The sequence below is a fragment of the Arthrobacter sp. Y81 genome (genome assembly GCF_002929335.1).
Taxonomy (GTDB): domain Bacteria; phylum Actinomycetota; class Actinomycetes; order Actinomycetales; family Micrococcaceae; genus Arthrobacter.
In genome coordinates this window covers 25135-50628 of the sequence record NZ_PJIL01000014.1, presented here as the reverse complement: position 1 = coordinate 50628, position 25494 = coordinate 25135, and the positions used below count along the sequence as shown (strand labels likewise).

The window sequence follows — 25494 nt, the reverse complement described above, 5'->3', positions numbered from 1 at the left end:
ATGAAGAATCTGACCAAGATTGGCGGGGTGGCCGCCGTAACGGCAGCGCTCGCGCTCACCGGCTGTGGCGGAGGCGGCTCCACCTCGGGGCCCGACGCGGGAAAGGGCCAGGACGCCGGCAGCGACCTCACCAAGCTGATCAGCATCAACGCCAAGGATGCCAAGGACCTGGAACCGGGCGGCACCGTGACGCTTCCGCTGGGCAGCATCGGCCCGGACTTCAATGGTTTTTCCAACACCGGCAACAGCGGAGACAACACTGCGCTGCACCGGCCCATCGACGGCGCGGGCACGTGGGGCTGCTGGAACTTCGACTTCGACGGCACCGCCACGCCGAACAAGGACTACTGCGAGGACGTCAAGAGCGAAGTCAAGGACGGCAAGCAGACCATCACCATCAAGGTGAACGAGAGAGCCACCTACAACGACGGCACGCCGATCGACGTCAAGGCCTTCCAAAACACCTGGAACATGCTCAAGGGCGAGAACAAGGACATCGACGTCGTCAGCTCGGGCGCCTACGAGTTCGTTGATTCCGTCAAGGCCGGTTCCAGCGACAAGGAAGTTGTGGTCACCACCACCCAGCCGGTCTTCCCGCTGGACGCCCTCTTCACCGGCCTCATCCACCCGGCCGTGAACACCCCGGAAATCTTCAACACCGGCTTCACCGGTGACATGCACCCCGAGTGGATGGCCGGCCCGTTCAAAGTTGACAAGTACGACAGCGCCGCCAAGACCGTGACCCTGGCCCAGAACGACAAATGGTGGGGCGCCAAGCCCGTCCTGGACAAGGTCATCTTCCGCCAGCTGGAGACCAGCGCCCAGATTGCAGCGTTCAAGAACGGCGAAATCGACGGCATGTCAGCCAACACCATCGCGCTGTACAAGCAGCTCGACGGCACCAAGAACTCCGAAGTCCGCCGCGGCCAGCGGCTGTTCGCCGGCGGCCTGAACCTCAACGCCCAGAAGGCCCCCATGACCGACGTCGCGATCCGCAAGGCGATCTTCACCGCCGTGGACCGCGAAGCCCTGCGCAAAGTCCGGTTCAACGGGCTGAACTGGGAAGAGCCCAGCTCCGGTTCGATGATGCTGCTCCCGTTCTCCAAGTACTACCAGGACAACTACCCGGCCACGGAATCCGGTCCTGAGGCTGCCAAGAAGGTCCTGACCGACGCAGGCTACAAGCCCAACGCCGCCGGCATCATGGAGAAGGACGGCGCTCCGGCGGCCTTCAAAATCAGCAACTTCGGCGATGACCCCACCACCCTGGCGTTCGCCCAGACCCTGCAAAAGCAGCTCCAGGCCGGCGGCATGGACGTAGGAATCGACCAGCGCGCTTCCGCCGACTTCGGCAAGGTACTGGGCAGCCGCGACTTCTTCCTGAGCGTCTCCGGCTACACCGTGGGTGCCGACGCAACGGACTCCGTCAAGCAGTTCTACGACTCCAAGACCAACGAAAACGGACTCGGCGACGCCGAGCTGGATGCCGAGATCAAGAAGCTCAGCTCCATCGAGGACAACACCGAGCGCAACAAGGCCGCCATGGAAGTTGAAAAGAAGCACATGGCCAAGTACTTCTCCATGGGCGTGGTGATGAACGGACCGCAGATCTCGTTCGTGCGCACCGGCCTGGCCAACTACGGCCCGTCACTGTTCAAGAGCCTTTCCCAGGTTCCGGACTGGACCACTATCGGCTGGGAAAAGAAGTAGCAGCAGCCGGGTAATCCCGCCCCGAAGCGAAAAGCAGCGCCGCGCCAACGCAAGGGCCGGCATTCCCGTGGTCCCTTCACACGGGGGTGCCGGCCCTTCGCCATCCCGCCCCAACTTCCGACGCTCTCTCACTTTTGGCGCCCTTTTGAGCGACCCTCTCTCACTTTTTGCGCCCTTTTGGGCGACCCTCTCTCACTTCACGCGAATTTCCCCAAAGGAGGTGAGAGAGCGTCCGGTGGAAAGCTGCAGGATGTGAGAGAGCGTCCGGGGGTAGCGTAGGTCCATGAGCACAGAAGCAACCCCCAGCGCCGTCCCCGGTAAGCCTGCGATCCGCACGGCCGTTGCCGGATACGGATTGTCCGGCCGCGTGTTCCACACGCCGCTGATCGCCGCCAACCCGGCGTATTCGTTGAACGTGATTTCAACGTCCGACGCCGGAAGGCAGGCTGAAGCGGCCGGCAGCCACCCTGGTGCGCGGCTCGTTGACACGCCCGCTGACATCCTGGCGCTCGCCGGTGACCTTGACCTCATAGTCCTCGGTACACCGCCGGCCACACACTACCCGCTGGCGAAGGCCGCGCTCGAGGCGGGCCTCGACGTCGTCGTCGACAAGCCGTTTGCGGTGCGCAGCGCCGAGGGCCGGGAACTGATGGACCTGGCCGCCCGGCTCGGCCGCGTGCTCACTGTCTTCCAGAACCGCCGCTGGGACGGCGACTACCTCACAGTGAAGGGCCTGGTGGAAAGCAGCATCCTGGGCAAGGTCACCCGGTTCGAGTCGCGGTTCGAACGCTGGGCCCCGGAAGTCTCCAAGGCGTGGAAGGCGGACGCCACAGCGGACGACGGCGGCGGCGTCCTGTTCGACCTCGGGACGCACCTGATGGACCAGTCGCTGGAGCTGTTCGGACCCGCCACCGTGACGCACGCGGAACTCCAGGCGCGGCGGCAGGGAGAAAAGACCGACGATGACGTGTTCGTGGCCCTGCAGCATGATTCCGGCGTCGTGAGCCACCTGTGGATGAACATGCTGTGCCCTCAGCAGGGACCCCGCTACCGGCTCCTCGGATCAGAAGGCGGCTACACGAAGCACGGAATCGACCCGCAGGAGCCGTACATTGTGGCCGGCGGCAGCCCGCTCGACGCCGAGTACGGCATTGAGGACAAAGACTGGGCCGGGCTCCTGGGTCGCGACGGCCACCTGGACCGCCTGCCCACCGAACGCGGGGCGTACCCGGAGTTCTACCGGATCCTTGCGGACAAGATCAACGACGGCGGCGCAGCCTCGCCACTGCCGCTGCCAGTGGACCCGGCAGGCCCGGTCGAAGTCCTCAAATTAATAGAACAAGCACGGGAACTGGCCTCGGCGCAGGCTTAACCAATACCGCGCTGAACGACAGGCATCCGGCAGCGTGCGTCTAAGCGACGAAGGAGCGAGCACGCCGAGGATGTCTGTCGTCCAGCGCAGCGGGACGACCTAAGGCCTACGCGGAGACCAGTTCGTGCCAGTCAGCTACGAGGGGCAGGTTGTGCGCCTCGGAGACGGAGTGGTGGGCGACGTGGCCGCCGGCGATGTTGAGGCCGGCTGCGAGGGCGGGGTCCTTCTCGAACGCGGCCTTCACGCCGAGGTTGGCCAAGGCCACGCCGTAGCGCAGGGTCACGTTGGTGAGTGCGTACGTGGACGTGTTGGGGACGGCGCCCGGCATGTTGGCGACGCAGTAGAAGATCGTGTTGTGGACCTTGTACGTGGGTTCCTGGTGCGTGGTGGGGCGGGTATCTTCGAAGCAGCCGCCCTGGTCCACGGCGATGTCGACGAGGACGCTGCCGGGCTTCATGCGGGAGACGAGTTCGTTGGTGACCAGCTTGGGTGCCTTGGCCCCCGGGATCAGCACGGAGCCGATGACCAGGTCCGCGTCCACGACGGACTTTTCGATCTCGTACTTGTTGGACGCGACGGTCTTCAGGCGGCCCTGGTACTGGGCGTCGAGTTCGCGCAGGCGGTTGATGTTGATGTCCAGGATGGTGACGTCCGCGCCCAGGCCCAAGGCCATGGCGGCGGCATTGGTGCCGGCGACGCCGGCGCCGAGGACAACCACCTTGGCCGGGCGGACGCCGGGGACGCCGCCGAGGAGCACACCCTTGCCGCCGGCGGGGGCCATCAGGGAGGTGGCGCCGACCTGGACGGAGAGGCGGCCGGCGACCTCGGACATCGGGGCCAGGAGCGGAAGGGTGCGGCCTTCCTGGACAGTCTCGTAGGCGATCGCGGTGACGCCGGAGTTGATGAGCTCGCTGGTGAGTTCGGGTTCGGCGGCGAGGTGGAGGTAGGTGAATAGGATAAGGCCCTTGCGGAAGCGGTGGTATTCCGCGGCGATGGGCTCCTTGACCTTCATGACCATGTCCGCGCGGGCCCAGACGTCGTCAGCGTCGGCGACGATCTCGGCGCCGGCGATGGCGTATTCCTCGTCGGTGATGCCCGAACCCAGGCCTGCGCCGCGTTCGACCAGGACGGTGTGGCCGTGGGTGCGGAACTCGTGGACGCCGGCGGCGGTGATGGCGACGCGGAATTCGTTGTTCTTGATTTCTTTGGGGACACCGATGATCATTTTTGGGGCTCCATCGTTGGGGGCTTTGTGGGCCGGACGTGCGGGGAATCTGTACTTCCAGAATAAATCCGCATGTGAGGTAGCTGACAGGCAGCAGCCGGCCTGGTGACTGCAGGTTCCGCGTATTTCCGGGGTTTTTGGTTTTGTTGCCTCGACATCTGTCGAGGCGTGAAGCGTCAGGTGTCGCCTGGTGTCCGTTCACGGTCCGGCGGCGCCGGGCAGTAAGGTGGCAACCATGCACCAGCAGGATGTGGAACAGCTCGTTGAGCAGGTGGCCGTGAAGCTCGGCCGGGGGCTTTCGCTCGAGGATCTCGACGGCGTTTTGCTCGCCTACAGCTCCAACCAGTCCCACGCGGACCGGGTCCGGGTGAACTTCCTCCTGAGCAAACGCGTGCCGGTGGATGTGAAGGCGTGGCAGCTGTCGCACGGAATCGCGACGGCCGTGCGTCCCGTCGTCGTGCCCGCCAACGAGGAGCTGGGCATGCTGGGGCGCGTCTGCGTGCCGCTGCTGGTGCGCGGTTTCCGCGTCGGCTACCTGTGGGTGCAGCAGGACATTGAGGACCAAAGCGCGACGGCGATCCTCACCCAGTTGCCCGGCGTCCGGGACGAACTCGAACTGCTGTCCGGGCTGCTCCTTGAATCGAACACGGCTGAATCGGAATTCCGGCGCCGCAGGGAACAGGAGTTCCTGAGTGCCTGCCGCGGCGAGGCCAACGCCGTGGCCGCCGTGGCCGGCTGGAAGGAAGTCCAGGGGCGCGGCCCCTGGCAGCTTGTCACCGTGCTTGACGCCGACGGCTGGTCAGAGGGATCAGACCCCATCGCGTCCACGCTGATCCACCGCTCAGCCGCGTTGCAGGCCACCATCGGCGTGGATGCGGCGCTCTTCAGCGCAGGCACGGAAACCCATGCGGTGGTCCTCTTCCGGGAGTCTGTTGGCCGTGCGGCCCACGCGCAGGTCCTGGTCCACTACCAGTTGGAGCTCGCCAAGCGGTCCGGGCGCCCGGTCCACCGGATCATCCTGGGCACGAGTGAAGGGTTCGCCAAGCCGCGCGAGCTGGCGGATGCCTACCGGCAATCGAAGCAGGCAGCCCAGGCCGCCGCGGTGGATCCCCAGCTGGGCGAACTGGTGGATTGCCGGGCGACGGGCGTGTACCAGCTGCTGGCCTCGGCCGGAGGCGGTGCCGGCGCGTGGGCCGACGCCGGGTCGGTGTACTCGCGGATGCTGGAAGACCACGACCGGAACGGTGAGCTGCTGCCCGTCCTGGAACTCCTCTACGACAACGACGGCTCGGTCCAGGACGTCGCCACGAAGCTGCACCTGCACCGGAGCAGCATCTACAACCGGCTGGGGCGCATCCGGCAGGTGCTTGGCGTGGATCCGCTGAAGGGCATGGTCCGGCTGGAACTCCACGCCGCGCTCAAGGCCCGCCGCTGGTCCGGGCGCCCGCGGATCTAATACGAAAGTAAGGGCTGTCAGGCTGCGGTGGCCGGGGTGATGGTGACGTCGAAGCCGAGGCTGTTGAGTTTTTTGATGGCGTTGTTTTTGGCTTTGATCGGGTCCAGGCGGGTGAAGTGATCGGCGCCGGGGTCGCCGTAGCATTCGCCCTCGGCGAATAGGTGCCAGGCTGCGGTGAGGATGGAGTGTTCGATCGCGACGATGGCTTTCATCGGTCCGCGCCGGGCGGCGATGCGCCGGTATTTGGCGGCCAGATAGGTGTCCTTGCCCCGGGAAGCGGACAGGGCCGCGGTGCCCAGGGCGGCTTTGAGGTATTTGTTGCCGGGCAGGATGTGCGCGGATTTGATCCGGCCGGCGGATTCGTTGGAGCCGGGACAGACACCGGTCCAGGATGCGAGCCGGCCGGGTGTTTCGAACCGGGCCATGTCCGCCCCGGTTTCGGCGATGATCACGTCGGCGACTTTGAGTGAGACTCCGGGGATGGTGGCCAGGAATTCCCTGGCGGCACGAAAGGGTGCCATCGCCTCCTCGATCCGCCCGGTGAGCGCGTCGATGATGCGGGACTGGGCATCGATCTGGTCCAAATGCAGGCGGGCCATGAACGCGTGGTGGGCCTTGAACCGGCCGGTCAGCGCGTCCACGAGCTCGGGGATTTTGGAGCGCAGGGTTCCCTTGGCGAGCCCGGCGAGGACTTCGGGGTTGCGTTCGCCGTTGATGAGGGCTTCAAGCATGGCCCGGGAGGAGACGCCGGTGAGGTCAGAGACCACCGAGGAGAGCTTGATCCCGGAGCCCTCCAGGAACTTCTCGAGACGCTGGATTTCCCGGGTCCGGTCCCGGGTGGCGATGGACCGGGCCCGGGTCAGATCCCGCAGTTCACGGATCGGCTCCGGCGGGACGAAGGAGGCCCGGAGCAGGCCATGCGCGCCGAGCTGGGCCAGCCAGGCCGCGTCGGAAACGTCTTCTCCGAACTAAGAAAATTACGGGGAGATCGTCGATATTACTGGCCGTTTCTGGGGTCGGGTGGGCTGATGTTGGTGCGGCCGGCGGCTTGGGTGAAGGTGGGCATGCCGAGTTGGGTTGTGTTGCGGCGTTGGGTGATCTGGTCCATTTCGGCAAGTTTGGCCCGGGCCCCTGCGAGGCTGACTTTGAGGCCTTCGGCTTCGCCGAGCCAGCGGTGGGACTCGGCCTCGGCGATGCGTTCTATGAGGTTGTCGCGGATCTGTGCCAGACGGGGTCTTGCTGTGGGATCGGGCCGCAGCAGCGGGCAACGCAGGCAGCTGTGCTCGTGGATGCAGGGCGTGTCGTAGGAGCGGCCGCAGTCGCCGACGGAAACCTTGCGGTGTTCGAAGTGGCCGATGAACTCGGCCCATTCCGCGTCGGTGGGGGTGCGGTATTCCTGGCTGGGACGTAGCGCGCGGCGGCGGGCGATGAATTCACGGTGGCCGTTGATGACTTCTTCGGGGTAGACGGCCTTGTATCCCATGGTGGTGTTGATGTCGCGGTGTCCGGCGACGAGCTGGGCGATGTGTGGTGGCATGCCGTGCATGACGGCGTCGGTGATGAAGATCCGGCGGAAGTCGTGGAAGGTGTAGCGCATCGGGCTGCCGCCTCCGTCTTTGATGCCGAGTTCTTGCAGGGCGTGGTCGAGGTATTGGCGTAGCACCGTTTCGGAAACCGCCCGGTTGTCCAGACGCCGCCGCCATTGGAACAACAGGGGCAGGGGAGGGTTGTAGACGCGTTCGTTTTTGTCGTAGGACACTACCGGCGGGACGTGGGGTTGCCCGGAGCGGATCCGGGAGACGATCTGGGATAGCACGTCGGCGAGTTCGGGCGAGATGACCAGTATCCGCTCGGCGTCGGTCTTGGAAGGGGCGATCTGCAGCAGCGGAACGAGTGCTCCGGTGTCGGGTAGCCGGTATTGGATCAGGCTGTGGTGTGAGAGCTCGCCGAGCTCTTCGATGCGGATGCCCGTGTGGCGCAGCACCTCGATCATGGCCCAGGTCCAGAAACCGCGGTGCTCTTCGAAGGTCAGGTCGCGGCGTGGTCCGCCCTCCGGGTCTTCGGCCCAGACCCGGGCGATGGTTCCGGTCTTCATGGCCGTGCGGCGCAGCGTTTGGCCGGCAGTGGTAAACAGTTCACCCGGAGCGGTGCGTTCGGCGGCCACTAGCAGGTCACTGGTTCGTGCCCGTTCGGCCTGCACCCATGAGACCAGCGCCGGTAGCACCGGCAGCCGTTCGCGGGTGCGTTGGTCGGTGCGTGATTTACGGGCCAGCCGGTCTTTTTTGTGGGAGACATCCGTGGCGCTGACCGGACAACGCACCGCCCACGGCCCCCACCGTGCAGGGTCGTCATCGGCCCATTCGGCCAGGTCCAGGTAGAAGGCGCGCACGGAAGAAAAGACGCTGCGCCCATCCAGTCGTGCCGATGTCTTTTGGATTTGCTCACCGCTCGGGGAGGTGCTGGTGCGGGAACGGGTCATGACCCGCTTTTTCCATGACGCGGCGACCTCGCGGGAGAACTTCAGTGAATCGATCCCTGGATGGTGGGCTTCCAGGTCGGCCCAGAACAATTTGCCCAGCAGATAGGCGGTGCGTTGCAGGGAGGAGAAGTCCATCGCCATCTGGCGTTCCCGCAGGTAGCCCACGAGCACGTCCCGGACCGGCCGGCACTTGATGTTGTAGCGGTCGATCAGCTGCTCGCAAGTCGGTTGGCCGTTGCCGGAGAACATTTCAATGGCGGCGGGTGCATCCTCGCCCAAGACACCATGCTGGCGGAGCAGTTGATAGAACAGCGGGCTGCGCGCATTTGTCTGCAGCCGGGTAGCGGTGCCGATACCGGTGACGGTGGCGAGCAGCTCAACGCAGTCTCCGACTCTCACCGACGAGACCGGTCCTCCCTTGGCGGCCATGATGACCGCGATCCGTGTCAGGGCCTGTTGGCTGGTTTGCAATCCCACGTGTGCGTCGGTGCAGGCCTGGTTCAGGACGGCGAACGCCTTGCTGTCGCGGGTGCGGGCCATCTCGGTGGCCAATGCCCGCCGCGCCGGAGCGAAACGCAACAGCCAGTCAAGGCCCGGGCGGATCACATCGGCGCAGATCAGCACCATCAGGCCGATGCTCAGGTGGTGTGCCGGCTCACCGGGGGCGTTCCGCCACCGGCCGGCGGCCTCGCCGATGAACAAGTCCCGCCAGTCGGAGGCTGCCTCCGCGCCGCTGGACTGCCACCGCTGCTGCCAGTTCCCGCCGGGGAAATCGGACAGCCAGCCCAGCACTGCCAGCACTCCCGTCCGGCGGGTCCGCTGGCTGTCCGGATTCTCCAGCCTGAACGGTGCAGCGAGCACGCGGGCCAGCACCGCAGAACGATCATCACAGGTCCAAGGCCACGACGGGTCAACCCCGCGCGCTGGGAACGCGGCCATCAGCTGCGCCCCGGTTTGCCCCACTGTAGGGCCCGCCGCATCACTGACCACCGGCGGGGCGACTAATTGTTCGCTGCCCGTCATGGCTGGTTCCCTCCGAAGAGGATCTGCAGGCTCTCGGGCCGATAACCGGGTGCAGGCGTGGGTACCGGGTCACGCAGGAGCTGGCGGGCATGAAAAGCAAGCACTCCGGCAATCACGTCCTCGGTCACAGGGTTCAAATACCGCTGCGTGGTCGACAAAAATGCATGACCCAGGACCCATTGGACGTCGGTCAACGGCATCTTCGGATCCTGGGCCATCCGGTAGGCGGCCGTGTGGCGAAGGTCGTGCAGGGACCAGTCCGTGCCCAGCGATGCATTGGCCCGATCGAACATCGCCCGCGCCGCGTCATAGGTCAAGGCACGGAACGGGCGGCGCAATGTCCACCACAATGGTTCATCCCTGCCCGGTGGAACCAGGTCCGACACTTGTGTTTGATAGAGACGCAGCCAGACGAACGCGTCCGGCGCGGCAGGCAACGGCTGTAACGCACCGGTGCCCTTGCGCAGCACGGTGATCAATTGCTGCCCGGGATCAACGTCAGCCACCGTGGCCCCCAGCAGCTCCGAGGCCCGGGCACCGGTCGAGACCCAGAACGCGACCAGGGCCCGGTCCCGATGCGACCCCAGCCGGGCGAACAACCGATCGAACTGGTCATCTGGGATCGCCCGTGGAGCCCGGGTCACGACCTTGGGCCGATAGCGGCCGCGGCGCTGCCCCGAAAACGGTTCCATCGGGTTGTGATGCGCCCGCGCCCGGGTGCCTCCACGGGCACGGGCCAGGGGGAACGGGTTGAGCATCGGGCCGGTGCCAGCTTCCAAGTGGAAGTCGTAGAAGCCACGCAGCACGCTCTCGCAATGCGCAACGGTTACCGCGGCATACCGGTCGCCGCCCGGGGCCTTGCCTGGCCCCGGGATCTCCCTAGCCGCTCCGGGTGCCGCGTCGGAACCCGGGCCGCCGCCATCGGGGTATCGCCAATGCGGCAGCACCGGCTTGAGCGTCACCTGCAGCCAGCGGCAGAAATCACGTGCTTCGACCTGGGTTGCCTGATCCCACACCAGCTCGAGGGCCGAGAGGAATCGAAACCAGCGCAACAAGTCCATGCCATATGACCGCAGCGTCGTCGCCGGCCGTCCGCAGGCCACCAGCTCGGCGAAGAAGGCCGCCGCCGGCCCTATCGTCTCTCCGGCGCCGTCAACGAGCCGATACGGTTCGAAGGGATTGCCGGTGGTCTTCAGCGCACCCGATGGCGGCACCACCAGCTCGGACAGTACCCGCGGAATGTGCTCTTCGTTGACCATGAGAACAGAACCTAGCCGATGCAAACCGGCGCCGCCTGCGGTTCCCCGACGTTGGTCCGGCTAGTTCGGTTAACACGTCGGTTTTGCGGCCCGGGATGTTCCGGGCGGCCTTGGCATTGACCAGCATCACCGGCAGCGTCTCTTCGAGAAGGTAGTAGAAAGGTTTCCAGTAATCGCTGGTCGCTTCCATCACGAGTGTCGTGACGTGCTCGTGTTCGAGGAAGTCCCGTAGCTCAAGGATCTGCGTCGTGGTCGCACCCCAGGTGGTAACCATGGAGGTGTAGGTCCCGGCCCGTTGCCCGGGCAGCCGGAGACAGACCTTGGCGTCGCGCTTGGAAATGTCCAAGCCGGCTGCCCGTTCGTGCACGATATCCATGACTGTTCCTCCTGACACCTTGACCTGGCTAACTGGTGTCTGCCGCGGGGAGGACAGGGAAAATTCAGGAATCTAACACTCGTGCTCCAAGGCAACAATCCACGGTTCCCGTGGAAGTCCTCCGCGCCACGCTAGCCGGCAGGCTCTGCTGCAGCACCAAAGATCGACCGGCGTCGACCGTGACAGACACCTCCATAATCCGCCCGGAAACGTTCCAAGTGCCAGAGACTAAGGCGACGCGAGGACAACTTTCTCCCACCACGGCGCGACAGCGACTCTGGGGCGCTAGCCGGGAACCGGCTACTTGCCGAAGACCTTCCGGGCCAGGAATTCGTTGCGGAATTTGTGCTCCGGGTCCATCCGTTCCGCGAGGTCCTTGAAGTCGGCAAAGCGCGGGTAGAGCGCGGCCACGGAGTCAGCCTCCGCATGGAACAGCTTGCCCCAGTGCGGCCGCGCGTTGAACGGTGCCAGCGCCTCCTCCATCGCAGGGAGCAGTTCCTCCACTTCCGCCTGCCGTTGCTTCCAGGTGAAGTGGAACCCCACGGAGTGCTGGCCGTAGGCGGTGCTGAGCCACAGCTGGTCGGCGGCCACGGTGCGGATTTCCGAGACGTGCAGCAGCGGGCTGATGCGGGGCGAGAGGGCGCGCAGCTCTGAGATGGCGGCTACGGTGTGCTCGCGGCGGACGAAGAATTCGCTCTGGAGTTCATCGCCGCTGCTGGGTGTAAATGCCATCCGGAAGTGCGCCAGGCGCTCGGACCAGGGTCCGGGGACACCGAGCTGTTCCGTGCAGTTCTCGGCGGAGACGCCGGGCAGCGGATGCCGGGCGACGGTGGCCCGTGTGCCGCTGAAGAAAGTGCCGCCGGCGAACGCCGCTTCGGCGGCCGCCGCGCCGGAAACGCGGCTCTTGAGCCAGGCCTGGGCGACGGCGTCGCCGCTCCAGTCCGTAAACAGGCTGACGCTGTAGGCGCTGGAGGTGGCGGCGTCGAAATTCTCCAGCACCGTCTGCCAGGGAAGCGCTTCAAAGACGTCCTGCCGCACCGCGAACGTGGGTTCGATGTCCAGCGTCACCTTGGTGACGACGCCCAGCGCGCCGAGGCCGACGACGGCGCCGTCAAAGTCGGGCGAGCTGCCACGGCCGAGGTGGTGGACGGTTCCGTCCGCTGCCACAATTTCCAGCGCGGCGACGGAGGTTGCCAGATTTCCGTTGGCATCGCCCGAACCGTGGGTTGCGGTTGCGATGGCTCCGGCAATGGAGATGTGGGGGAGGGAAGCCAGGTTGGGGAGCGCATAGCCGTTGGATTCCAGCTTTTCCGCGAGTGTTCCGTAGCGGGTTCCGCCGGAGACCGTGACGGTCCGCGCTGCGGGGTCGATGCGGATCCCGGGGTCCAGGTCTTCGAGCGAGATCAGGGACCCGGGGGAGTCGGCGATGGCGTTGAAGGAGTGCCGGGAGCCGAGCGCGCGGATTTTCGAGGCGCCGGCCACGACGTCCTGGACGTCCTCGAGGGTGCGCGGCCGGTGGATGGCGGCTGCCGTGTAGCGGTAATTCCCGGCCCAGTTCAGTTCCGGCGCGGCGCCGCCGGTTCCGGTGTGGCCGGTCAGCCCGGCCATTTCGCTGATCTCAGTGCGCATTGGATCCCTTTCGCGCCGGACCAACGGGCCATCGGCAGTATGTTATCGCTAACAAGTCTGATGAGGCGGCTGGACCCGTGTCAATGGCCATCCACGGATCAGATGGTCGTTCGCCGGCCGTCAGGCCCTGCCGTCGCGCTCGGACTTGTCGGCGTCAAGTGCCCTGGCTGAATCGCCCTGGTTTTGCCCCTGGCTTTGCCCCGGAAGGCGGGCGGCAGCTTCCCGGCGGCGCTTGGCAAGGTGGCTTTCCATGCCCTTGGAGACCGCGACGAAGGCCACGCAGCTGGCCATAAAGGCGGCAGTGTTGTTCAGGCCCATGGCCGTTCCGAGGGCGGCAGTCAGCAGCATGGCGGCGAACCCCGCCACGATGTGCCACCCTCTGAACTTACCCACAAATAAAGGGTAACCCCGGCCTTTGGGGGCTTTTGGCGGTTACCCGGGATCGTTGCTTGATCCTTATCACTGCTTCACAAATTGCGTACCCACGCTAAATCAAACCTGCTCGCCGCGGCCGTCGGACGCCTTCTGCGTCTCCAGCCATTCCATGATGGCAGCCAACCGGATCCGCCGGTGCGTACCGCGGTACTCCACCGGAATTTCGCCGCGGTCCGTCATATTGCGAAGGTACGTGTGCGAGATTCCGGCAAGCTCCGCGGCCTGGGAAGTGGTGAGCACTTCCTCAACGCTGCTGACGGTCACCGCTTCGCCGCGGCTGAACCGGCTCAGGAGGTCCACGACGGCGTCCCGCGCCTGGGGCGGCAGCCGGTGAACCGTGCCGTCCACAAACACGGTGATGTCGTGGCTGCCGTTGAGCGCATGCTTCAGTTTCAGGGCTTCGTCGCCGGGGAGCCCGGCCGTCACGCGGGGAGCAATCAATGCCATGCGGAAATCCTAACGCCCGCACCGCCGTCGAAGGCGCGACCGCAGCCGCAGCACGCGAAGAATGCACGGCCCATTGGCAGTAATCATCTGGTCGGTGCGAACGCGGCGCCCAGGCTCAACTAGTTGACCGGCGGTGCCGACCGGAGGAGCATAAACCCGGGCGCGTGGAGGGAGCGGGGCGAATGCGGGAAATGCGCGGTATGTCCGTTCTGCGTGCGGCTGCCTTGTTTCGCGTGATCCAGGTGGCACTCCTGCCGGTGGGGATCGTGGCTTATCTGTGGGGCGTCCCGAAGCTGCTCGTCTATAGCCGGCAGACTGCTGTATCGGCGACCCTGCTCGCTTCGCTCTACACCCGCTACATGCAGCACCGGCTGGGGACGAGGCCGGATGAGCCCGCCGCCCGGCTGTTGATGGTGATGCCCAATGTTTCCCGGACAGCCTTCCGCCTGGAGACCGCCCCCACTATGGCGGGCCATCTCCTGACCGGCTACGTTCCCCGAATCTACCGCTACCCGTACAAGGGCGAGCCCCCGGTGCGCCATCAGCAAACAGCGCGGACAAGCTTCTACGACGCGGCCCTGGGCCGGCACCTCCCAACCATCAACCAGCTCGTCATCCTCGGCGCCGGCTTCGACACCCGTGTCTACCGTCTGTCCCCGGAAGACCACGTGCGGTGCTTCGAGATCGATCGGCCCGCAACGCAGGCATTCAAGCTCAGGATGTTGAAGAAGGCGGGCCTCTCAACACACCTGTCCACGTACGTGTCCACCGACTTTCAGGCCGAGGACTGGTTCGAGAGGCTCGTCGCGGCTGGCTTCGACCCGGCCAGACGCGCGTTCTTCCTCTGGGAAGCGGTAACCATGTATCTGGACCGTGCATCCGTGGAGGACACGCTTCGCCGGATCGCCGGGACAGCTCCAGGCAGCGTCGTCGCCTTTGACTACTTCTCCGCCGACACCATCGCGTCCCGATCGCCCTTCATGCGCTACGCCCGTGCCGCGGCGAAGTTCGTGGGAGAGCCGCTCACTTTCGGGATCGACAACACGCCTCCGGCCAGAGACAGCGCCACGGAATTCGTGGCAGCCTTCGGCTTGAACCTTGAGGAGCACCGCAACTTCGGGTCCGAAACCCGACGGCGGCAATCCCCGGCCGGATTCGTTACGGCCACCGTCGGCCAACCGGCCCAGCCCTGAGTTCCTGGTTCCCGTTCCGCCGGACCTGGCACAATTTCACGGTAGCCCGGCCAGATGCGAGCATTCGTCCCACAGCCGAGTGCGGACTTCGGAGTCCGATCCCATGCCGGGTGTGGGGAGCTCCCTGCGCTTTGCCCAGAGCTTTCCGGAGACCGCCCCTGCTTCCCTTGAGGTGGCGAGCCAGAGCGCTGTGTCGGCCGCCTTCTCGGCCGGTGCACCGAAGGTGTTCGTGATCCAGCGGAAAGGGCCCCCGACGTCTTGCAGCAACGACGTGTTCTTCACCAGTCCCGGGTGGACGGCATTCGCCACCACGTCCGAGCCGCGCAGGCGCTCAGCGAACTCTTGGGTGAGGAGAACGCGGGCCAGCATGGTGGGCGGCGTTGAGCGTAGGTAGCTATACCGCCCTTTCGCAGTTTGGAGGTCGTCGAAGTGGAGTTTGGTGTTGCCGTATTTGGATGCGATATTCACGATGCGGGGCGTGCGCGCCGGCGCGGCCGGCCGGTCCGCAGTCCCCGTGGATCCTCCTGTGACGGCGGCGTGTTTGAGCGCGTCCAGCAGGAGGTTGGTCAGCAGGAAGTAGGCCATCACGTTGGTGGCGAAGGTCAGTTCGAGCCCGTCGGGGGTCACCTGGCGCTCCTTGCGAAACACACCCGCTGCGTTGACGAGCACGTCCAGCCTGTCATGGCGGGACAGGAACTCAGCCGCCGCCGTACGGATCGAGGACTGGACTGAGAGGTCACAGGCCAGTGGCTCAAGCAGGGCGGCAGGGACGAGCAGGCGAATGCCCTTTATCGCCTCTTCCGCCCGCGCTGTGGAGCGCCCGACCACCACGACCAAGGCGCCTTCGCGCGCAAGGCCGGTTGCCACAGCATTTCCCAGGCCGCTCGCCGCGCCTGTCACCAGCGCCACGGTTCCGTCCATGGAAGCCATCGCCTCAGCCTTCCGCGTTCACTGCCGCGCCCTCTTCCCGGCCGCCGCGCTATTCGGCGTCGAGGTCGGTCTCCAAAAGGGTGACCAACGCATCCAGCGCCTGGTCGGCGCCGTCGCCGTCGGCCCGCAGCACCACGACGTCTCCCTTGGCCGCCCCCAGCGTCATGAGCGAAAGGATGCTGGCGGCGTCGAGGGCCTCGTCCGCGGGTTCGCCCTGCATGGAAATGGTGACCTCAACGCCGGCATTGCCTGCCGCTTCGGCGAATAGTGCGGCAGGGCGGGCATGGAGTCCGGAGCGGCTGGCGATGGTTGCGGTACGTTCGGGCATTACTTCTCCTGATGGGTTTCGGCGGTGGGCGGCGGCGGTTAGAGGCCGAGTTCGTTGAGTACGGGCAGCTTTTCGCGCACCCAGGCCCGGGCCTCGGTGGCGCTCGGTGCGGAGAGGGCCAGCTTGGCCAGTTGCTGCGCTTCGGCCAGGGTGACGGTCTTGAGCACCGCGGCCACGGCCGCGAGCGAGCGTGCGGTCATGGACAGGGTGGTAACGCCGAGGCCGGTCAGTACGACGGCGAGGGCGGGGTCCGCCGCTGCCTCGCCGCAGACGCCAACGGGCTTGTTGTGACCTTCGGCCCGTGACCCTTCGACGGTGAGGCCGACAAGGCGGAGCACGGCCGGCTGCCACGGAGTGTTGAGTGCCGCCAGCGGACCTAGCTGACGGTCGGCGGCCATGGCGTACTGGGTGAGGTCGTTGGTGCCCAGGCTGGCGAAGCCCACTTCGCGCAGGATGGCCTCGGCTGTCAGCGCTGCGGACGGGACTTCCACCATCACGCCGGGGGTCTTGATGCCGGCGTCGGCGCACATGGAGGCGAACCGGGCCGCTTCTTCCGCCGTCGAGATCATCGGAGCCATGACCCACACGTCTGCTTCGGACTGTTTCTCGGCCAGGGCGATGGCTTCCAGTTGGCGGTCCAGGACGCCGGGCGTGGTGAAGTCCGTGCGGTAGCCGCGGACGCCCAGAGCCGGGTTGGGCTCCGTGGAGTCGGTAAGGAAGGGAAGGGGCTTGTCGGCGCCGGCATCGAGGGTGCGCAGAACCACCTTCTTGCCAGGGAACGCATCAAATACGCTCTTGTAGGCCGCGGCCTGTTCCTCCACGGTGGGCTCGGAGTCCCGTTCCAGGAAGCAGAATTCGGTGCGGAACAGGCCCACGCCCTGGGCGCCCAGCTTGGCGGCCGCCACCGCGTCCTTGCCGCCGCCAACGTTGGCGAGGAGGGGCACCAGGTGACCGTCCGCCGTCGTGCCCGTGCCGCTGAACTCGGCCAGCAGGGAAGCCGTGGCCGCCCAGGCATCCGCTGCGGCACGCAGCGAGTCGTCGGGATCAGACGTGATGGTGCCCGCGGCGCCGTCCACGTAGACCTCCGTGCCGTCCGGGAGCTCGTCCACGCCCACGGCAGCCACCACCGCAGGCAAGCCAAGCGAACGCGCAATGATGGCGGTGTGGGACTGGGGGCCGCCGCCCGCAGTGACGAGTGCCAGGACCTTGTTCGGGTCGAGGGTTGCGGTGTCGGCCGGCGCCAGGTCCTCGGCCACGAGCACAAAGGGCGTGCTGGAGGAGGGAATGCCGGGCGCAGCGACGCCGCGAAGTTCCGCCACAATGCGGGCGCGGACGTCCAGGACGTCGGTGGCGCGTTCGGCCATGTAGCCGCCCAGGTTGTGAAGCATTTCAGAAACGGAGGATCCGGATTCCCAGATGGCGCGCTCGGTCGAGAGGCCGCGGGCCACGAGTTTGGCTGCGCCCTTGATCAGCATGGTGTCCTTGGCCATCAGCGCCGTGGCTTCCAGGACGGCCTTGCCGTCTCCGGTGGCGTGTGCGGCGCGGCCCTTCAGTTCGTCGTGGACGGCCTGGGAGGCTGCTTTGAGCGCTGCCGTTGCGTCCTCGGGCGTGACGCCGGCGGACAGCTGTTCGCCTGCCGGCGGTTCGCTGATCGGTTTGGGCATTTGGCGGACGTTGCCGATGATGCGGCCGGGGCTGACGCCTACTCCTGGGAAGTTCTGCACTGAAGGTCCTCATTCTCTGCCGGTAAGCAGGCCCCGCCATTCGTTGCCTGGGCGATTGCCCAGATCGCCGCGACTGCTACGTCCCGACGGTGTTTTGCGGTGCCTGAAAAAATTGTATGTGATGCAGTTCATATAGCGTTGCTATAGATGATAGGGTAGCGGTTATGAGTTTCGATGGCCAGCTACCGCCCAAAATGAGGCTGTTGCGTGCAGCAGCCGAGTTGCTGGCCAACTCAGCGGGAGCGTCGGTATCCACCCGCCAGATCACGCAGCTGGCAGGGGTGACCGCCCCTACCCTGTATCACCACTTCGGTGACAAGGAAGGGCTGTTCGACGCCGTCGTAACAGCAGGTTTCGAAGAGTATGTGGCAGGGGAACGCGACTTCGCCCCGTCCGGGCAGCCGCTGGAAGATATCCGGCGGATGTGGGACAACCACGTCCAGTTCGGGCTGAACCAGCCGGAACTGTACCTGGTCATGTTTGGCAACATTCGCCCTGAGAGCCGCCCGGCCATCGTTGCCGATGCCGAGGCGCTCATGGAGGAAATGCTGAACAAAGCGGCTGTGGCAGGTCAGCTGAACGTCCAGCCGCGTGAAGCGGCCAGGAGCATCCTGGCGGCGAACGTTGGCGTGACGCTCATGCTCATCGCCGAGCCTGCCGCCGAACGCAACCTTGAACTGTCCACCATGACCCGGGACGCCATGATCTTCGCGGTGTCCACGGAGCAGGCCAGCGGCACTCCGGAAGACTCGGGAAAGTCGTCGGTGGTGGTGGCAGCGATCGCCCTGAACGCCGCACTCCAGGCATCGCACTCGGACCAGCTTTCCAGCTCGGAACTCAAGCTCTTTCTCGAATGGCTCCACCGGATCTCCACCAGCTCCACCAGCTAGTCGTCGAAAATATCGGACCATCCTGCGGTGCAGCAGGAATCACGGTTAGGAAATCACATGGCAACAGAGACAGTTGCAAAACCCCGCACAAGCATGCGGGTTCACGTCCAGAGGTTCGGGACGTTCCTGTCCGGCATGATTATGCCCAATATGGGGGCCTTCATCGCCTGGGGCATCATCACGGCCTTCTTCATTCCGGCTGGCTTTACTCCCAATGAGGAACTGGCCAAGCTCGTTGGGCCAATGATCACCTACCTCCTGCCCCTCCTAATCGGCTTCACCGGTGGCCGGATTGTCCACGGCGTCCGCGGCGGCGTTGTGGGCGCAGTCGCGACAATGGGCGTGATTATGGGTACTGACATCCCCATGTTCATCGGTGCCATGATCATGGGGCCGCTGACGGCCTGGATCATGAAGAAGCTGGACAGGATCTGGGAAGGCCGGGTCAAGCCCGGCTTCGAGATGCTGATCGACAACTTCACCGCGGGCATCGTGGCAGCCGCCATGGCCATCGTGGGCATGCTGGTGATCGGCCCGGTAGTGAAGGCCTTCAGCAACGGCGCCAGCGCCGTCGTCGAATTCCTGGTCACCAACGGTCTGCTGCCATTCACCAGCATCTTCATCGAACCGGCCAAGGTGCTGTTCCTGAACAACGCCGTCAACCATGGCATCCTGACGCCGCTGGGCACGGAACAGGCCCTGGCCAACGGTAAGTCCATCCTGTTCCTGCTCGAAGCCAACCCCGGCCCCGGCGTCGGCATCCTGCTTGCGTACATGTTCTTTGGCAAGGGCCTGGCCAAGGCGTCGGCCCCTGGCGCCGCGCTCATCCAGTTCGTGGGCGGCATCCACGAAATTTACTTCCCGTTCGTGCTGATGAAGCCCATCATCATCCTCGCCGCGATCGGCGGCGGCATGACCGGCATCTTCACTTTGGTGCTCACAGGCGCCGGCCTGCGTTCCCCGGCGGCCCCGGGCAGCATCATCGCCGTGTTTGCCGCGACAGCCAGTGACAGCTACTTCGGAGTGGCGCTTTCGGTGCTGCTCGCCGCCACAGTCTCCTTCCTCATCGCCTCGGTGATCCTGAAGTCCAGCAAGACCCCCGTGGGTGAAACCGAGGAGGACAGCCTCAGTGCCGCTACCTCCCGGATGGAATCCATGAAGGGCAAGAAGAGCTCCGTTTCCTCCGCCCTGACCGGCGCAGGTGCGGCCACCGCCGTCATGGCAGGTCCCATCCGGAACATCGTGTTCGCGTGCGACGCCGGCATGGGTTCCAGCGCCATGGGTGCCTCGGTGCTGCGCAACAAGATCAAGGCCGCCGGCTTCCCGGAGGTCAAGGTCACGAACTCCGCCATCGCCAACCTGAGCGACACCTACGATGTTGTCATCACGCACCAGGACCTGACCGAGCGGGCAAAGCCCGCCACGGCCAGTGCCGTGCATGTGTCCGTGGACAACTTCATGAACAGCCCGCGCTATGACGAGATCGTGGAGCTGGTCAAGAGCAGCAATACCGAAGGAGCTGCTGACGCCGGAGCCGCTGCGGCGCCTGCGGCCGCGGCGCCTGCTGAGGCCGCCCCGCCGTCGGACATCCTGGTGGCTGACAGCGTGATCCTCAACGGCACGGCAACCACCCGCGACGCGGCCATCGACGAAGCGGGCCGGCTGCTGCTGGACTGCGGCGCCGTGGACGGCGGCTACATCGATGCCATGCACGAACGCGAGGAATCCGTGTCCACGTACATGGGCAGCTTCCTGGCCATACCGCACGGCACCAACGCTGCGAAGGACCACATCATGAAGTCCGCCGTGTCCGTGATCCGCTACCCGAACGGCATCGACTGGAACGGCAAGGAGGTCAAGTTCGTGGTTGGCGTCGCCGGCATTAACAACGAGCACCTGCACATCCTGTCCTCCATCGCGAAGGTCTTCACCAACAAGGCCCAGGTGGCCCAGCTTGAGGCCGCCACCACGGTGGACGAAGTACTGGAACTGTTCGGGAAGGTCAACGCATAGTGAAGGCTGTTCATTTTGGGGCCGGGAACATCGGCCGCGGCTTTGTGGGACTGCTGCTGCACCAGGCAGGCTACGAGCTCGTGTTTGCCGACGTCGCTGAAGATCTGATCTCGCAGCTCGCCGCCGCAGACAGCTACGACGTCCACGAGGTGGGGGAGGACCCCACGGTCCGGACCGTGGACAACTTCCGGGCGCTGAACTCCGGCACCCAGGAAGCGGACGTCGTGGCGGAAATCGCGACGGCGGACGTGGTCACCACCGCGGTGGGTCCGCACATCCTGAAGTTCGTGGCCCCGGTGATCGCGAAGGGCATCGCCGCACGAGCCGCCGGGCTGGCACCGCTGCAGGTGATGGCGTGCGAGAACGCCATCAACGCCACGGACATCCTGCGGGACGAAGTGGCGGCGCAGTGGGATACCGCCGCCGGCGAGCTCGAGTCCGTGGCCGTTTTCGCGAACACGGCTGTGGACCGGATCGTCCCCAACCAGGAGCCGGGCAAGGGCCTGGATGTCACTGTGGAGACCTTCTACGAGTGGGTCATTGACCGTACGCCGTTCGGGGATGCGGTGCCGGTCATCCCCGGCGCGACGTTCGTGGACAACCTGGCGCCCTACATCGAGCGGAAGCTCTTCACGGTGAACACCGGGCACGCCGCGGCAGCCTACTTCGGGTTCGAGGCAGGCCTCGGCAAGATTTCGGAGGCCATGGCCGACCAGGATGTCGCCGCCGATGTGCGCGCCGTCCTGGACGAGACCAAGGAACTGCTGATCCACAAGCACGGTTTCAACCGCGATGAGCAGGAAGCCTACGTCGAGAAGATCCTGGGCCGCTTCACCAACCCGCACCTGCCGGACACCGTGAACCGCGTTGGCCGGGCGCCTCTGCGCAAGCTCGGCCGGCACGAACGGTTCATCGGCCCGGCGGCAGAGCTGGCCGAACGCGGAATCGTGCCCGAAGCGCTGCTGGGAGCCATTGCGGCCGCACTGCGCTTCAACGATCCCGCGGACGCCGAAGCGACCGAGCTGGCTAAGATCGTGGCGTCGTCCACCGCGGCGGAAGCGACCGAGAAGGTAACGGGCCTGACGCCCGGGCACCCGCTGTTCGCCGCCGTCGAGTCACTGGTGGAAGAGGCCAAGGCGGAGGCCAAAGCCTAGGACGCTCTCTCACTTCCTGCCGGTTTTTGGGCGACGCTCTCTCAGATCCTGTCGGATTTACCCCAACGCTCTCTCACTGAATGAAGTGAGAGAGCGTTGGGGTTTTTCGTGCGAAAACTGAGAGAGCGTTGGGGTTTTTATCGCAGGAAGTGAGAGAGGGTGCGGCTGTGGCAAGCTGGTCCGGTGACCTCCGAGCAACGTGACCTGCCCGCCCTGCTGACTCTCGACGTCGACGGCGGGACGTTCCGCCTCCGGCCGGCGACGCGGGCCGACCTGCCCCGAATCCTGGAGCTCCTCGCTGACGACCGGCTGGGTGCAAACCGCGAGGACACCTCGGACATGGCACCGTACGAGCGGGCCTTCGAAGCGATCGACGCCGACCCCGCCCATCTCTTGGCGGTGGGCGAGCTCCTTCGGGAAGGCGAGGCCGCCGGGCAGGTCGTGGCCACGTTCCAGCTCAGCTTCCTGCCGGGCCTTTCCCGTCGCGGTTCCTGGCGCAGCCAGATCGAGGCCGTCCGGGTTGCGGCACAGGTGCGCGGCCTCGGGATCGGCGCCGCCATGGTCACGTGGGCTGCCGGGGAGTCGCGCCGCCGGGGATGCTCGCTGATGCAGCTCACCACCGACAAATCCCGCAAGGACGCCCACCGCTTCTACGAACGCCTGGGCTTCGCAGCCAGCCACGAAGGCATGAAGCTAACGCTCTAGCTGCGTCGAAAGCAGGAAGGCCTTTGACTCTTAGGTATCCTAACTGTTAGGCTACCTAACTATGAGTCAACCCCAGCCAATGCCTGCCGCGCTGCAGGGCCTCGCCCAGGATTTCCGCGAAGCGCTCCGCCACAGTGTTTACCTGGTCCGCCGCCTCGACGCGGACGGCGAACTCAGCGCCGCGCAGCTCAGCACGCTGAAGATGCTGCTCCATGACGGCGTCCGCGTCGGCGAGATCGCCCGGAACCTGGGCGTCAAGGTGCCCAGCGCCACCGAGCAGATCATCAAGCTGGAGAAAGTCGGACTCGTGCGCCGCGACCCGGACCCCCACGATTCCCGCGCCGTCCGGGTTGTGCTGACCACGGAAGGCCGTGCCGCCGTCGACACCGCCAACGAGCGGCGCAACGCCGTGATGGCGGAAATCCTGATGACGCTTAGCGACAGCGAGCGGCGGGCCCTCGCCGCGGCCCTGCCCGTGATCGAAAAAATCAACGGCACACTTCACAACTGATACCCAAGACTTAGGAGTGCCCCCTATGGAAGGCCAGCTCGCCGCCACGCGGCCAGCAGTAGAAGAAACCCTCGAGGTCGAAAAGGCCTCCCTGCTCAAGCAGCCGAAGGCCGTATGGGCCACAGCCCTGGCCGCGGTGTTCGCGTTCATGGGCATCGGCCTGGTGGATCCGATCCTCCCGGCGATCGCCAAGAACCTGGACGCCACGCCCAGCCAGGTCTCGCTCCTGTTTACGAGCTACTTCCTGGTCACTGCGGTGGCCATGCTGATCACCGGCTACGTGTCCTCCCGGATCGGCGGCAAGAAGACCCTGCTCATCGGCCTGGCCGTGATCGTGGTCTTCGCCTCGCTTTCCGGTCTGTCCGGCAGCGTGGCAAGCGGCGGCGCCGGAACGGCGATCATGCTCATGGCGGCAGCCTTCGTCGCGCTCATCGCGTTGTTGCCCAAAACCCCGCTGCCCGAGCGGAAGGTCCGGTTCCGCGACCCGCTACTGGCTTTGGGGCACAAGGGACTGCGGACGACGGCGGCCAGCGGCCTGTTCTACAACTTCGGCTTTTTCACCATCCTCGCCTTCACGCCGTTCATCCTGGGCATGGACGCCTACGGCATTGGCGGGGTGTTCTTCGGCTGGGGCGTGGCCGTCGCGGTCTTCTCCGTCTTCGTGGCGCCCGTCCTGCAGAACCGCTTCGGCGCCACCCGGGTGCTGATCGGTACGCTGGCCGTCCTGATGCTGGACCTGGCTGGGCTGGGACTGGCAGCCGGGCACTCGGTGCCCGCCGTCGTCGTCCTGGTGGTGGTCTCCGGGGCGCTGCTGGGAATCAACAACACGGTCTACACGGAACTGGCCATGGGCGTCTCCAACTCGCCGCGCCCGGTGGCGTCGGCCGGCTACAACTTCGTGCGCTGGATGGGCGGCGCCCTGGCCCCGTTCGCCGCCGCGCAGCTCGGTGAGCACTTCGGTCCGCAGGTCCCGTTCTTCGCCGGGGCGCTGGCCATGGTTGTCGCCATCGCAATAGCCTTCGGCGGCAGACGCTTCCTGGCAGACCACGAACCCCACGTGGTCTGACCAGAGCCTAGACCTTGACGGTCCCCTTCGGCACGAACAGCGTCTCCGCCTGCTCCAGTGACATGCCGTTGGTTTCCGGCACCTTGAACATTACGAAGAAGAACGACGCCGCCGCGAACGCCGCGTACATGGCGTACGTCAGCGGCAGCGAGGCTGCCGCCATCACGGGGAAGCTCAGGGTGATGGCGAAGTTGGCGATCCACTGGGCAGCCGCGGCCAGGCCCAGGGCGCGGGCGCGGATCCGGGACGGGAAGATCTCGCCCAGCAGCACCCACACCAGCGGCCCCCAGGAGGCGCCGAAGCTGATCACGAAGACGTTGGCGGCCACCAGGGCAACAGGCCCCCAGGCGCCGGGCAGCGAGATTTCCTCACCGGATCCGTTGGCGGAGGCGAACGCCAGGGCCATGGCACCGAGCGATACAGCCATGCCGATGGAGCCTGCCAGCAGGATGGGGCGCCGGCCGATGCGGTCCACCAGCGCAATGGCCACGAGCGTGACCAGGATGTTGGTGATGGACGTGGCCACCGAAATGGTGAGCGAGTCCTTCTCCTGGAAGCCCACGGCCTTCCACAGGGTGGTGGAGTAGTAGAAGATCACGTTGATGCCCACGAACTGCTGCAGCACGGACAGCGTGATGCCGATCCACACCACGGCCTGCAGGCCAAAGACCTTGCCGCGGAGCGAGCCCTTCTGGCCGGCGAGCTTGTCCTCCTCGATGGCGGACTGGATTTCGCGGATGTGGCGGTCGGTGTCCTCGGACGGGGCGATCGTTTCGAACACCTTGCGAGCCTCGTCCTCCTTGCCCTTGAAGACCAGGAAGCGCGGCGATTCGGGCAGGGTGTAAGCGATCCAGCCGTAGACGACAGCGGGTACGGCGCCGGCGAGGAACATCCAGCGCCACGCTTCGATGCCGAGCCAGAGCGCCTGGTCCGCCCCGCCGGCGGTGGTGGCGAACAGGGCGTCGGAGAGGAGGGCGGCAAAAATACCCGTGGTGATGGCGAGCTGCTGGAGCGACGCGAGCCGGCCGCGAACGTGCCGCGGCGAGATCTCGGAGATGTAGGCGGGGGCAATGACAGAGGCCAAGCCGATGCCGAGGCCGCCCACCAGGCGCCAGAAGATCAGGTCCCAGACGCCGAAGGCGAAGCCGGTGCCGACAGCGCTGACGAGGAAGAGGACGGCCCCGAGCTTCATGGCCGGGATGCGGCCGTACTTGTCGGCCACCTTGCCCGCCAGGAAGGCGCCGGCGGCGCAGCCGAGGAGCGCGACGGCCACGGCGAAGCCGGTGACGGCCTCGCTCAGGGCGAATTCGTCCTTGATGGCGTCCACCGCCCCATTGACAACGGAGGAATCAAAGCCGAAGAGGAACCCGCCCACCGCTCCCGCGATTGCGAGGCCGATCACCTTGCGGGGAACGCCTGGGCGGCCTTCGGTGCTGGATGTGGACATGGATCTCCCTCGGGATTCTTGCTGCGTTGGGTTTTTAGCTGTGCGGACATCGTTGACCACGGAACCGGCCCTGCTGGCCGGCGCACACGCGCTAAACAGTGTGCCACTTCACGCTGTGAGGT

The 25494-nt window shown here is 65.8% G+C and carries 21 protein-coding genes and 2 pseudogenes; 11 read left to right on the top strand and 12 right to left on the bottom strand.

Annotated features, from left to right (window positions below):
• The gene (locus tag CXQ91_RS17340; RefSeq protein WP_104175143.1) at window positions 1–1710 is read left to right on the top strand and encodes an ABC transporter family substrate-binding protein; all 1710 of its coding nucleotides are present in this window, start codon (window positions 1–3) and stop codon (window positions 1708–1710) included.
• A 283-nt stretch (window positions 1711–1993) separates the two neighbouring features.
• Window positions 1994–3082 carry a Gfo/Idh/MocA family oxidoreductase gene (locus tag CXQ91_RS17335; protein WP_104175142.1) on the top strand — a complete coding sequence of 363 codons (1089 nt, stop codon included), beginning with the start codon at window positions 1994–1996 and terminating at the stop codon, window positions 3080–3082.
• Between the two features lie 106 nt (window positions 3083–3188).
• On the opposite strand, the gene ald is transcribed toward CXQ91_RS17335, so the two are convergent.
• On the bottom strand, window positions 3189–4307 hold the full coding sequence (gene ald / locus CXQ91_RS17330) for an alanine dehydrogenase (protein ID WP_104175141.1): 1119 nt from the start codon (window positions 4305–4307) through the stop codon (window positions 3189–3191).
• A gap of 235 nt (window positions 4308–4542) precedes the next feature.
• Here ald and CXQ91_RS17325 point away from each other — a divergent pair, with 235 nt between their 5' ends.
• On the top strand, window positions 4543–5763 hold the full coding sequence (locus CXQ91_RS17325) for a CdaR family transcriptional regulator (RefSeq protein WP_104175140.1): 1221 nt from the start codon (window positions 4543–4545) through the stop codon (window positions 5761–5763).
• A 39-nt stretch (window positions 5764–5802) separates the two neighbouring features.
• The gene (locus CXQ91_RS25780; protein ID WP_374953675.1) at window positions 5803–5883 is read left to right on the top strand and encodes a hypothetical protein; all 81 of its coding nucleotides are present in this window, start codon (window positions 5803–5805) and stop codon (window positions 5881–5883) included.
• 35 nt (window positions 5884–5918) lie between these two features.
• Here CXQ91_RS25780 and CXQ91_RS17320 read toward each other — a convergent pair.
• The 7 genes and pseudogenes from CXQ91_RS17320 to CXQ91_RS17295 all read right to left on the bottom strand — a co-directional run.
• Window positions 5919–6710 (bottom strand): annotated as a pseudogene (locus tag CXQ91_RS17320) (IS110 family transposase); the annotation flags it as partial.
• A 50-nt stretch (window positions 6711–6760) separates the two neighbouring features.
• Window positions 6761–9265, bottom strand: coding sequence for a site-specific integrase (locus tag CXQ91_RS17315; RefSeq protein WP_104175139.1), 2505 nt, complete (start codon window positions 9263–9265; stop codon window positions 6761–6763).
• Complete coding sequence (locus CXQ91_RS17310) at window positions 9262–10524, bottom strand: site-specific integrase (protein ID WP_104175138.1); 1263 nt, start codon at window positions 10522–10524, stop codon at window positions 9262–9264. Before CXQ91_RS17310 ends, CXQ91_RS17315 begins: the two co-directional genes overlap by 4 nt.
• A 73-nt stretch (window positions 10525–10597) precedes the next feature.
• Window positions 10598–10900: pseudogene (locus CXQ91_RS25350) on the bottom strand (transposase); the annotation flags it as partial.
• A 300-nt stretch (window positions 10901–11200) separates the two neighbouring features.
• Window positions 11201–12529, bottom strand: coding sequence for an FAD-binding protein (locus CXQ91_RS17305; protein ID WP_104175137.1), 1329 nt, complete (start codon window positions 12527–12529; stop codon window positions 11201–11203).
• Window positions 12530–12649: 120 nt separating this feature from the next.
• Window positions 12650–12922: a hypothetical protein gene (locus CXQ91_RS17300; RefSeq protein WP_104175136.1), complete on the bottom strand. Its 273-nt coding sequence runs from the start codon at window positions 12920–12922 to the stop codon at window positions 12650–12652.
• Between the two features lie 99 nt (window positions 12923–13021).
• On the bottom strand, window positions 13022–13411 hold the full coding sequence (locus CXQ91_RS17295) for a helix-turn-helix domain-containing protein (protein ID WP_104175135.1): 390 nt from the start codon (window positions 13409–13411) through the stop codon (window positions 13022–13024).
• A 200-nt stretch (window positions 13412–13611) separates the two neighbouring features.
• On the opposite strand from CXQ91_RS17295, the gene CXQ91_RS17290 reads away from it, so the two are divergent.
• On the top strand, window positions 13612–14604 hold the full coding sequence (locus CXQ91_RS17290) for an SAM-dependent methyltransferase (RefSeq protein ID WP_181038932.1): 993 nt from the start codon (window positions 13612–13614) through the stop codon (window positions 14602–14604).
• Window positions 14605–14640: 36 nt separating this feature from the next.
• Here CXQ91_RS17290 and CXQ91_RS17285 read toward each other — a convergent pair whose 3' ends face one another.
• From CXQ91_RS17285 to ptsP, 3 genes are read right to left on the bottom strand one after another with little or no spacing between them, the layout of a single operon-like run.
• Window positions 14641–15525, bottom strand: a complete 885-nt coding sequence (locus tag CXQ91_RS17285; protein WP_104175217.1) for an SDR family NAD(P)-dependent oxidoreductase — start codon at window positions 15523–15525, stop codon at window positions 14641–14643.
• 58 nt (window positions 15526–15583) lie between these two features.
• Window positions 15584–15862 carry an HPr family phosphocarrier protein gene (locus CXQ91_RS17280; RefSeq protein WP_104175133.1) on the bottom strand — a complete coding sequence of 93 codons (279 nt, stop codon included), beginning with the start codon at window positions 15860–15862 and terminating at the stop codon, window positions 15584–15586.
• A 38-nt stretch (window positions 15863–15900) separates the two neighbouring features.
• Window positions 15901–17586, bottom strand: a complete 1686-nt coding sequence (ptsP, locus tag CXQ91_RS17275; protein WP_104175132.1) for a phosphoenolpyruvate--protein phosphotransferase — start codon at window positions 17584–17586, stop codon at window positions 15901–15903.
• Between the two features lie 164 nt (window positions 17587–17750).
• Between ptsP and CXQ91_RS17270 the strand changes: the two genes are divergently transcribed.
• The 6 genes from CXQ91_RS17270 to CXQ91_RS17245 all read left to right on the top strand — a co-directional run bounded on the left by CXQ91_RS17270 (window position 17751) and on the right by CXQ91_RS17245 (window position 23925).
• Entirely contained in the window at window positions 17751–18476 is a 726-nt protein-coding gene (locus tag CXQ91_RS17270) for a TetR/AcrR family transcriptional regulator (RefSeq protein WP_104175131.1), read from the top strand.
• 57 nt (window positions 18477–18533) lie between these two features.
• Window positions 18534–20489, top strand: coding sequence for a PTS mannitol transporter subunit IICBA (locus CXQ91_RS17265; protein ID WP_104175130.1), 1956 nt, complete (start codon window positions 18534–18536; stop codon window positions 20487–20489).
• Window positions 20489–21643, top strand: coding sequence for a mannitol-1-phosphate 5-dehydrogenase (locus CXQ91_RS17260; RefSeq protein ID WP_104175129.1), 1155 nt, complete (start codon window positions 20489–20491; stop codon window positions 21641–21643). The genes CXQ91_RS17265 and CXQ91_RS17260 overlap by 1 nt, the downstream gene beginning before the upstream one ends.
• 183 nt (window positions 21644–21826) lie before the next feature.
• Window positions 21827–22348, top strand: coding sequence for a GNAT family N-acetyltransferase (locus tag CXQ91_RS17255; RefSeq protein ID WP_374953673.1), 522 nt, complete (start codon window positions 21827–21829; stop codon window positions 22346–22348).
• Between the two features lie 61 nt (window positions 22349–22409).
• Entirely contained in the window at window positions 22410–22859 is a 450-nt protein-coding gene (locus CXQ91_RS17250; RefSeq protein WP_258074068.1) for a MarR family winged helix-turn-helix transcriptional regulator, read from the top strand.
• 25 nt (window positions 22860–22884) lie between these two features.
• A complete protein-coding gene (locus CXQ91_RS17245; RefSeq protein ID WP_104175127.1) occupies window positions 22885–23925 on the top strand; it encodes an MFS transporter in 1041 nt (346 codons plus the stop codon).
• A gap of 7 nt (window positions 23926–23932) precedes the next feature.
• Here CXQ91_RS17245 and CXQ91_RS17240 read toward each other — a convergent pair whose 3' ends face one another.
• Complete coding sequence (locus CXQ91_RS17240; protein WP_104175126.1) at window positions 23933–25372, bottom strand: sugar porter family MFS transporter; 1440 nt, start codon at window positions 25370–25372, stop codon at window positions 23933–23935.
• Between the last annotated feature and the right edge of the window lie 122 nt (window positions 25373–25494).

Bases quoted from the DNA above. Each gene is read 5' to 3' on its own strand.
- CXQ91_RS17340 (WP_104175143.1), top strand. From the start codon at position 1: ATGAAGAATCTGACCAAGATTGGCGGGGTGGCCGCCGTAACGGCAGCG.
- CXQ91_RS17335 (WP_104175142.1), top strand. From the start codon at position 1,994: ATGAGCACAGAAGCAACCCCCAGCGCCGTCCCCGGTAAGCCTGCGATC.
- ald (WP_104175141.1), bottom strand. From the start codon at position 4,307: ATGATCATCGGTGTCCCCAAAGAAATCAAGAACAACGAATTCCGCGTC.
- CXQ91_RS17325 (WP_104175140.1), top strand. From the start codon at position 4,543: ATGCACCAGCAGGATGTGGAACAGCTCGTTGAGCAGGTGGCCGTGAAG.
- CXQ91_RS25780 (WP_374953675.1), top strand. From the start codon at position 5,803: ATGGTGACGTCGAAGCCGAGGCTGTTGAGTTTTTTGATGGCGTTGTTT.
- CXQ91_RS17315 (WP_104175139.1), bottom strand. From the start codon at position 9,265: ATGACGGGCAGCGAACAATTAGTCGCCCCGCCGGTGGTCAGTGATGCG.
- CXQ91_RS17310 (WP_104175138.1), bottom strand. From the start codon at position 10,524: ATGGTCAACGAAGAGCACATTCCGCGGGTACTGTCCGAGCTGGTGGTG.
- CXQ91_RS17305 (WP_104175137.1), bottom strand. From the start codon at position 12,529: ATGCGCACTGAGATCAGCGAAATGGCCGGGCTGACCGGCCACACCGGA.
- CXQ91_RS17295 (WP_104175135.1), bottom strand. From the start codon at position 13,411: ATGGCATTGATTGCTCCCCGCGTGACGGCCGGGCTCCCCGGCGACGAA.
- CXQ91_RS17290 (WP_181038932.1), top strand. From the start codon at position 13,612: ATGTCCGTTCTGCGTGCGGCTGCCTTGTTTCGCGTGATCCAGGTGGCA.
- CXQ91_RS17285 (WP_104175217.1), bottom strand. From the start codon at position 15,525: ATGGACGGAACCGTGGCGCTGGTGACAGGCGCGGCGAGCGGCCTGGGA.
- CXQ91_RS17280 (WP_104175133.1), bottom strand. From the start codon at position 15,862: ATGCCCGAACGTACCGCAACCATCGCCAGCCGCTCCGGACTCCATGCC.
- CXQ91_RS17270 (WP_104175131.1), top strand. From the start codon at position 17,751: ATGAGTTTCGATGGCCAGCTACCGCCCAAAATGAGGCTGTTGCGTGCA.
- CXQ91_RS17265 (WP_104175130.1), top strand. From the start codon at position 18,534: ATGGCAACAGAGACAGTTGCAAAACCCCGCACAAGCATGCGGGTTCAC.
- CXQ91_RS17250 (WP_258074068.1), top strand. From the start codon at position 22,410: ATGAGTCAACCCCAGCCAATGCCTGCCGCGCTGCAGGGCCTCGCCCAG.
- CXQ91_RS17245 (WP_104175127.1), top strand. From the start codon at position 22,885: ATGGAAGGCCAGCTCGCCGCCACGCGGCCAGCAGTAGAAGAAACCCTC.
- CXQ91_RS17240 (WP_104175126.1), bottom strand. From the start codon at position 25,372: ATGTCCACATCCAGCACCGAAGGCCGCCCAGGCGTTCCCCGCAAGGTG.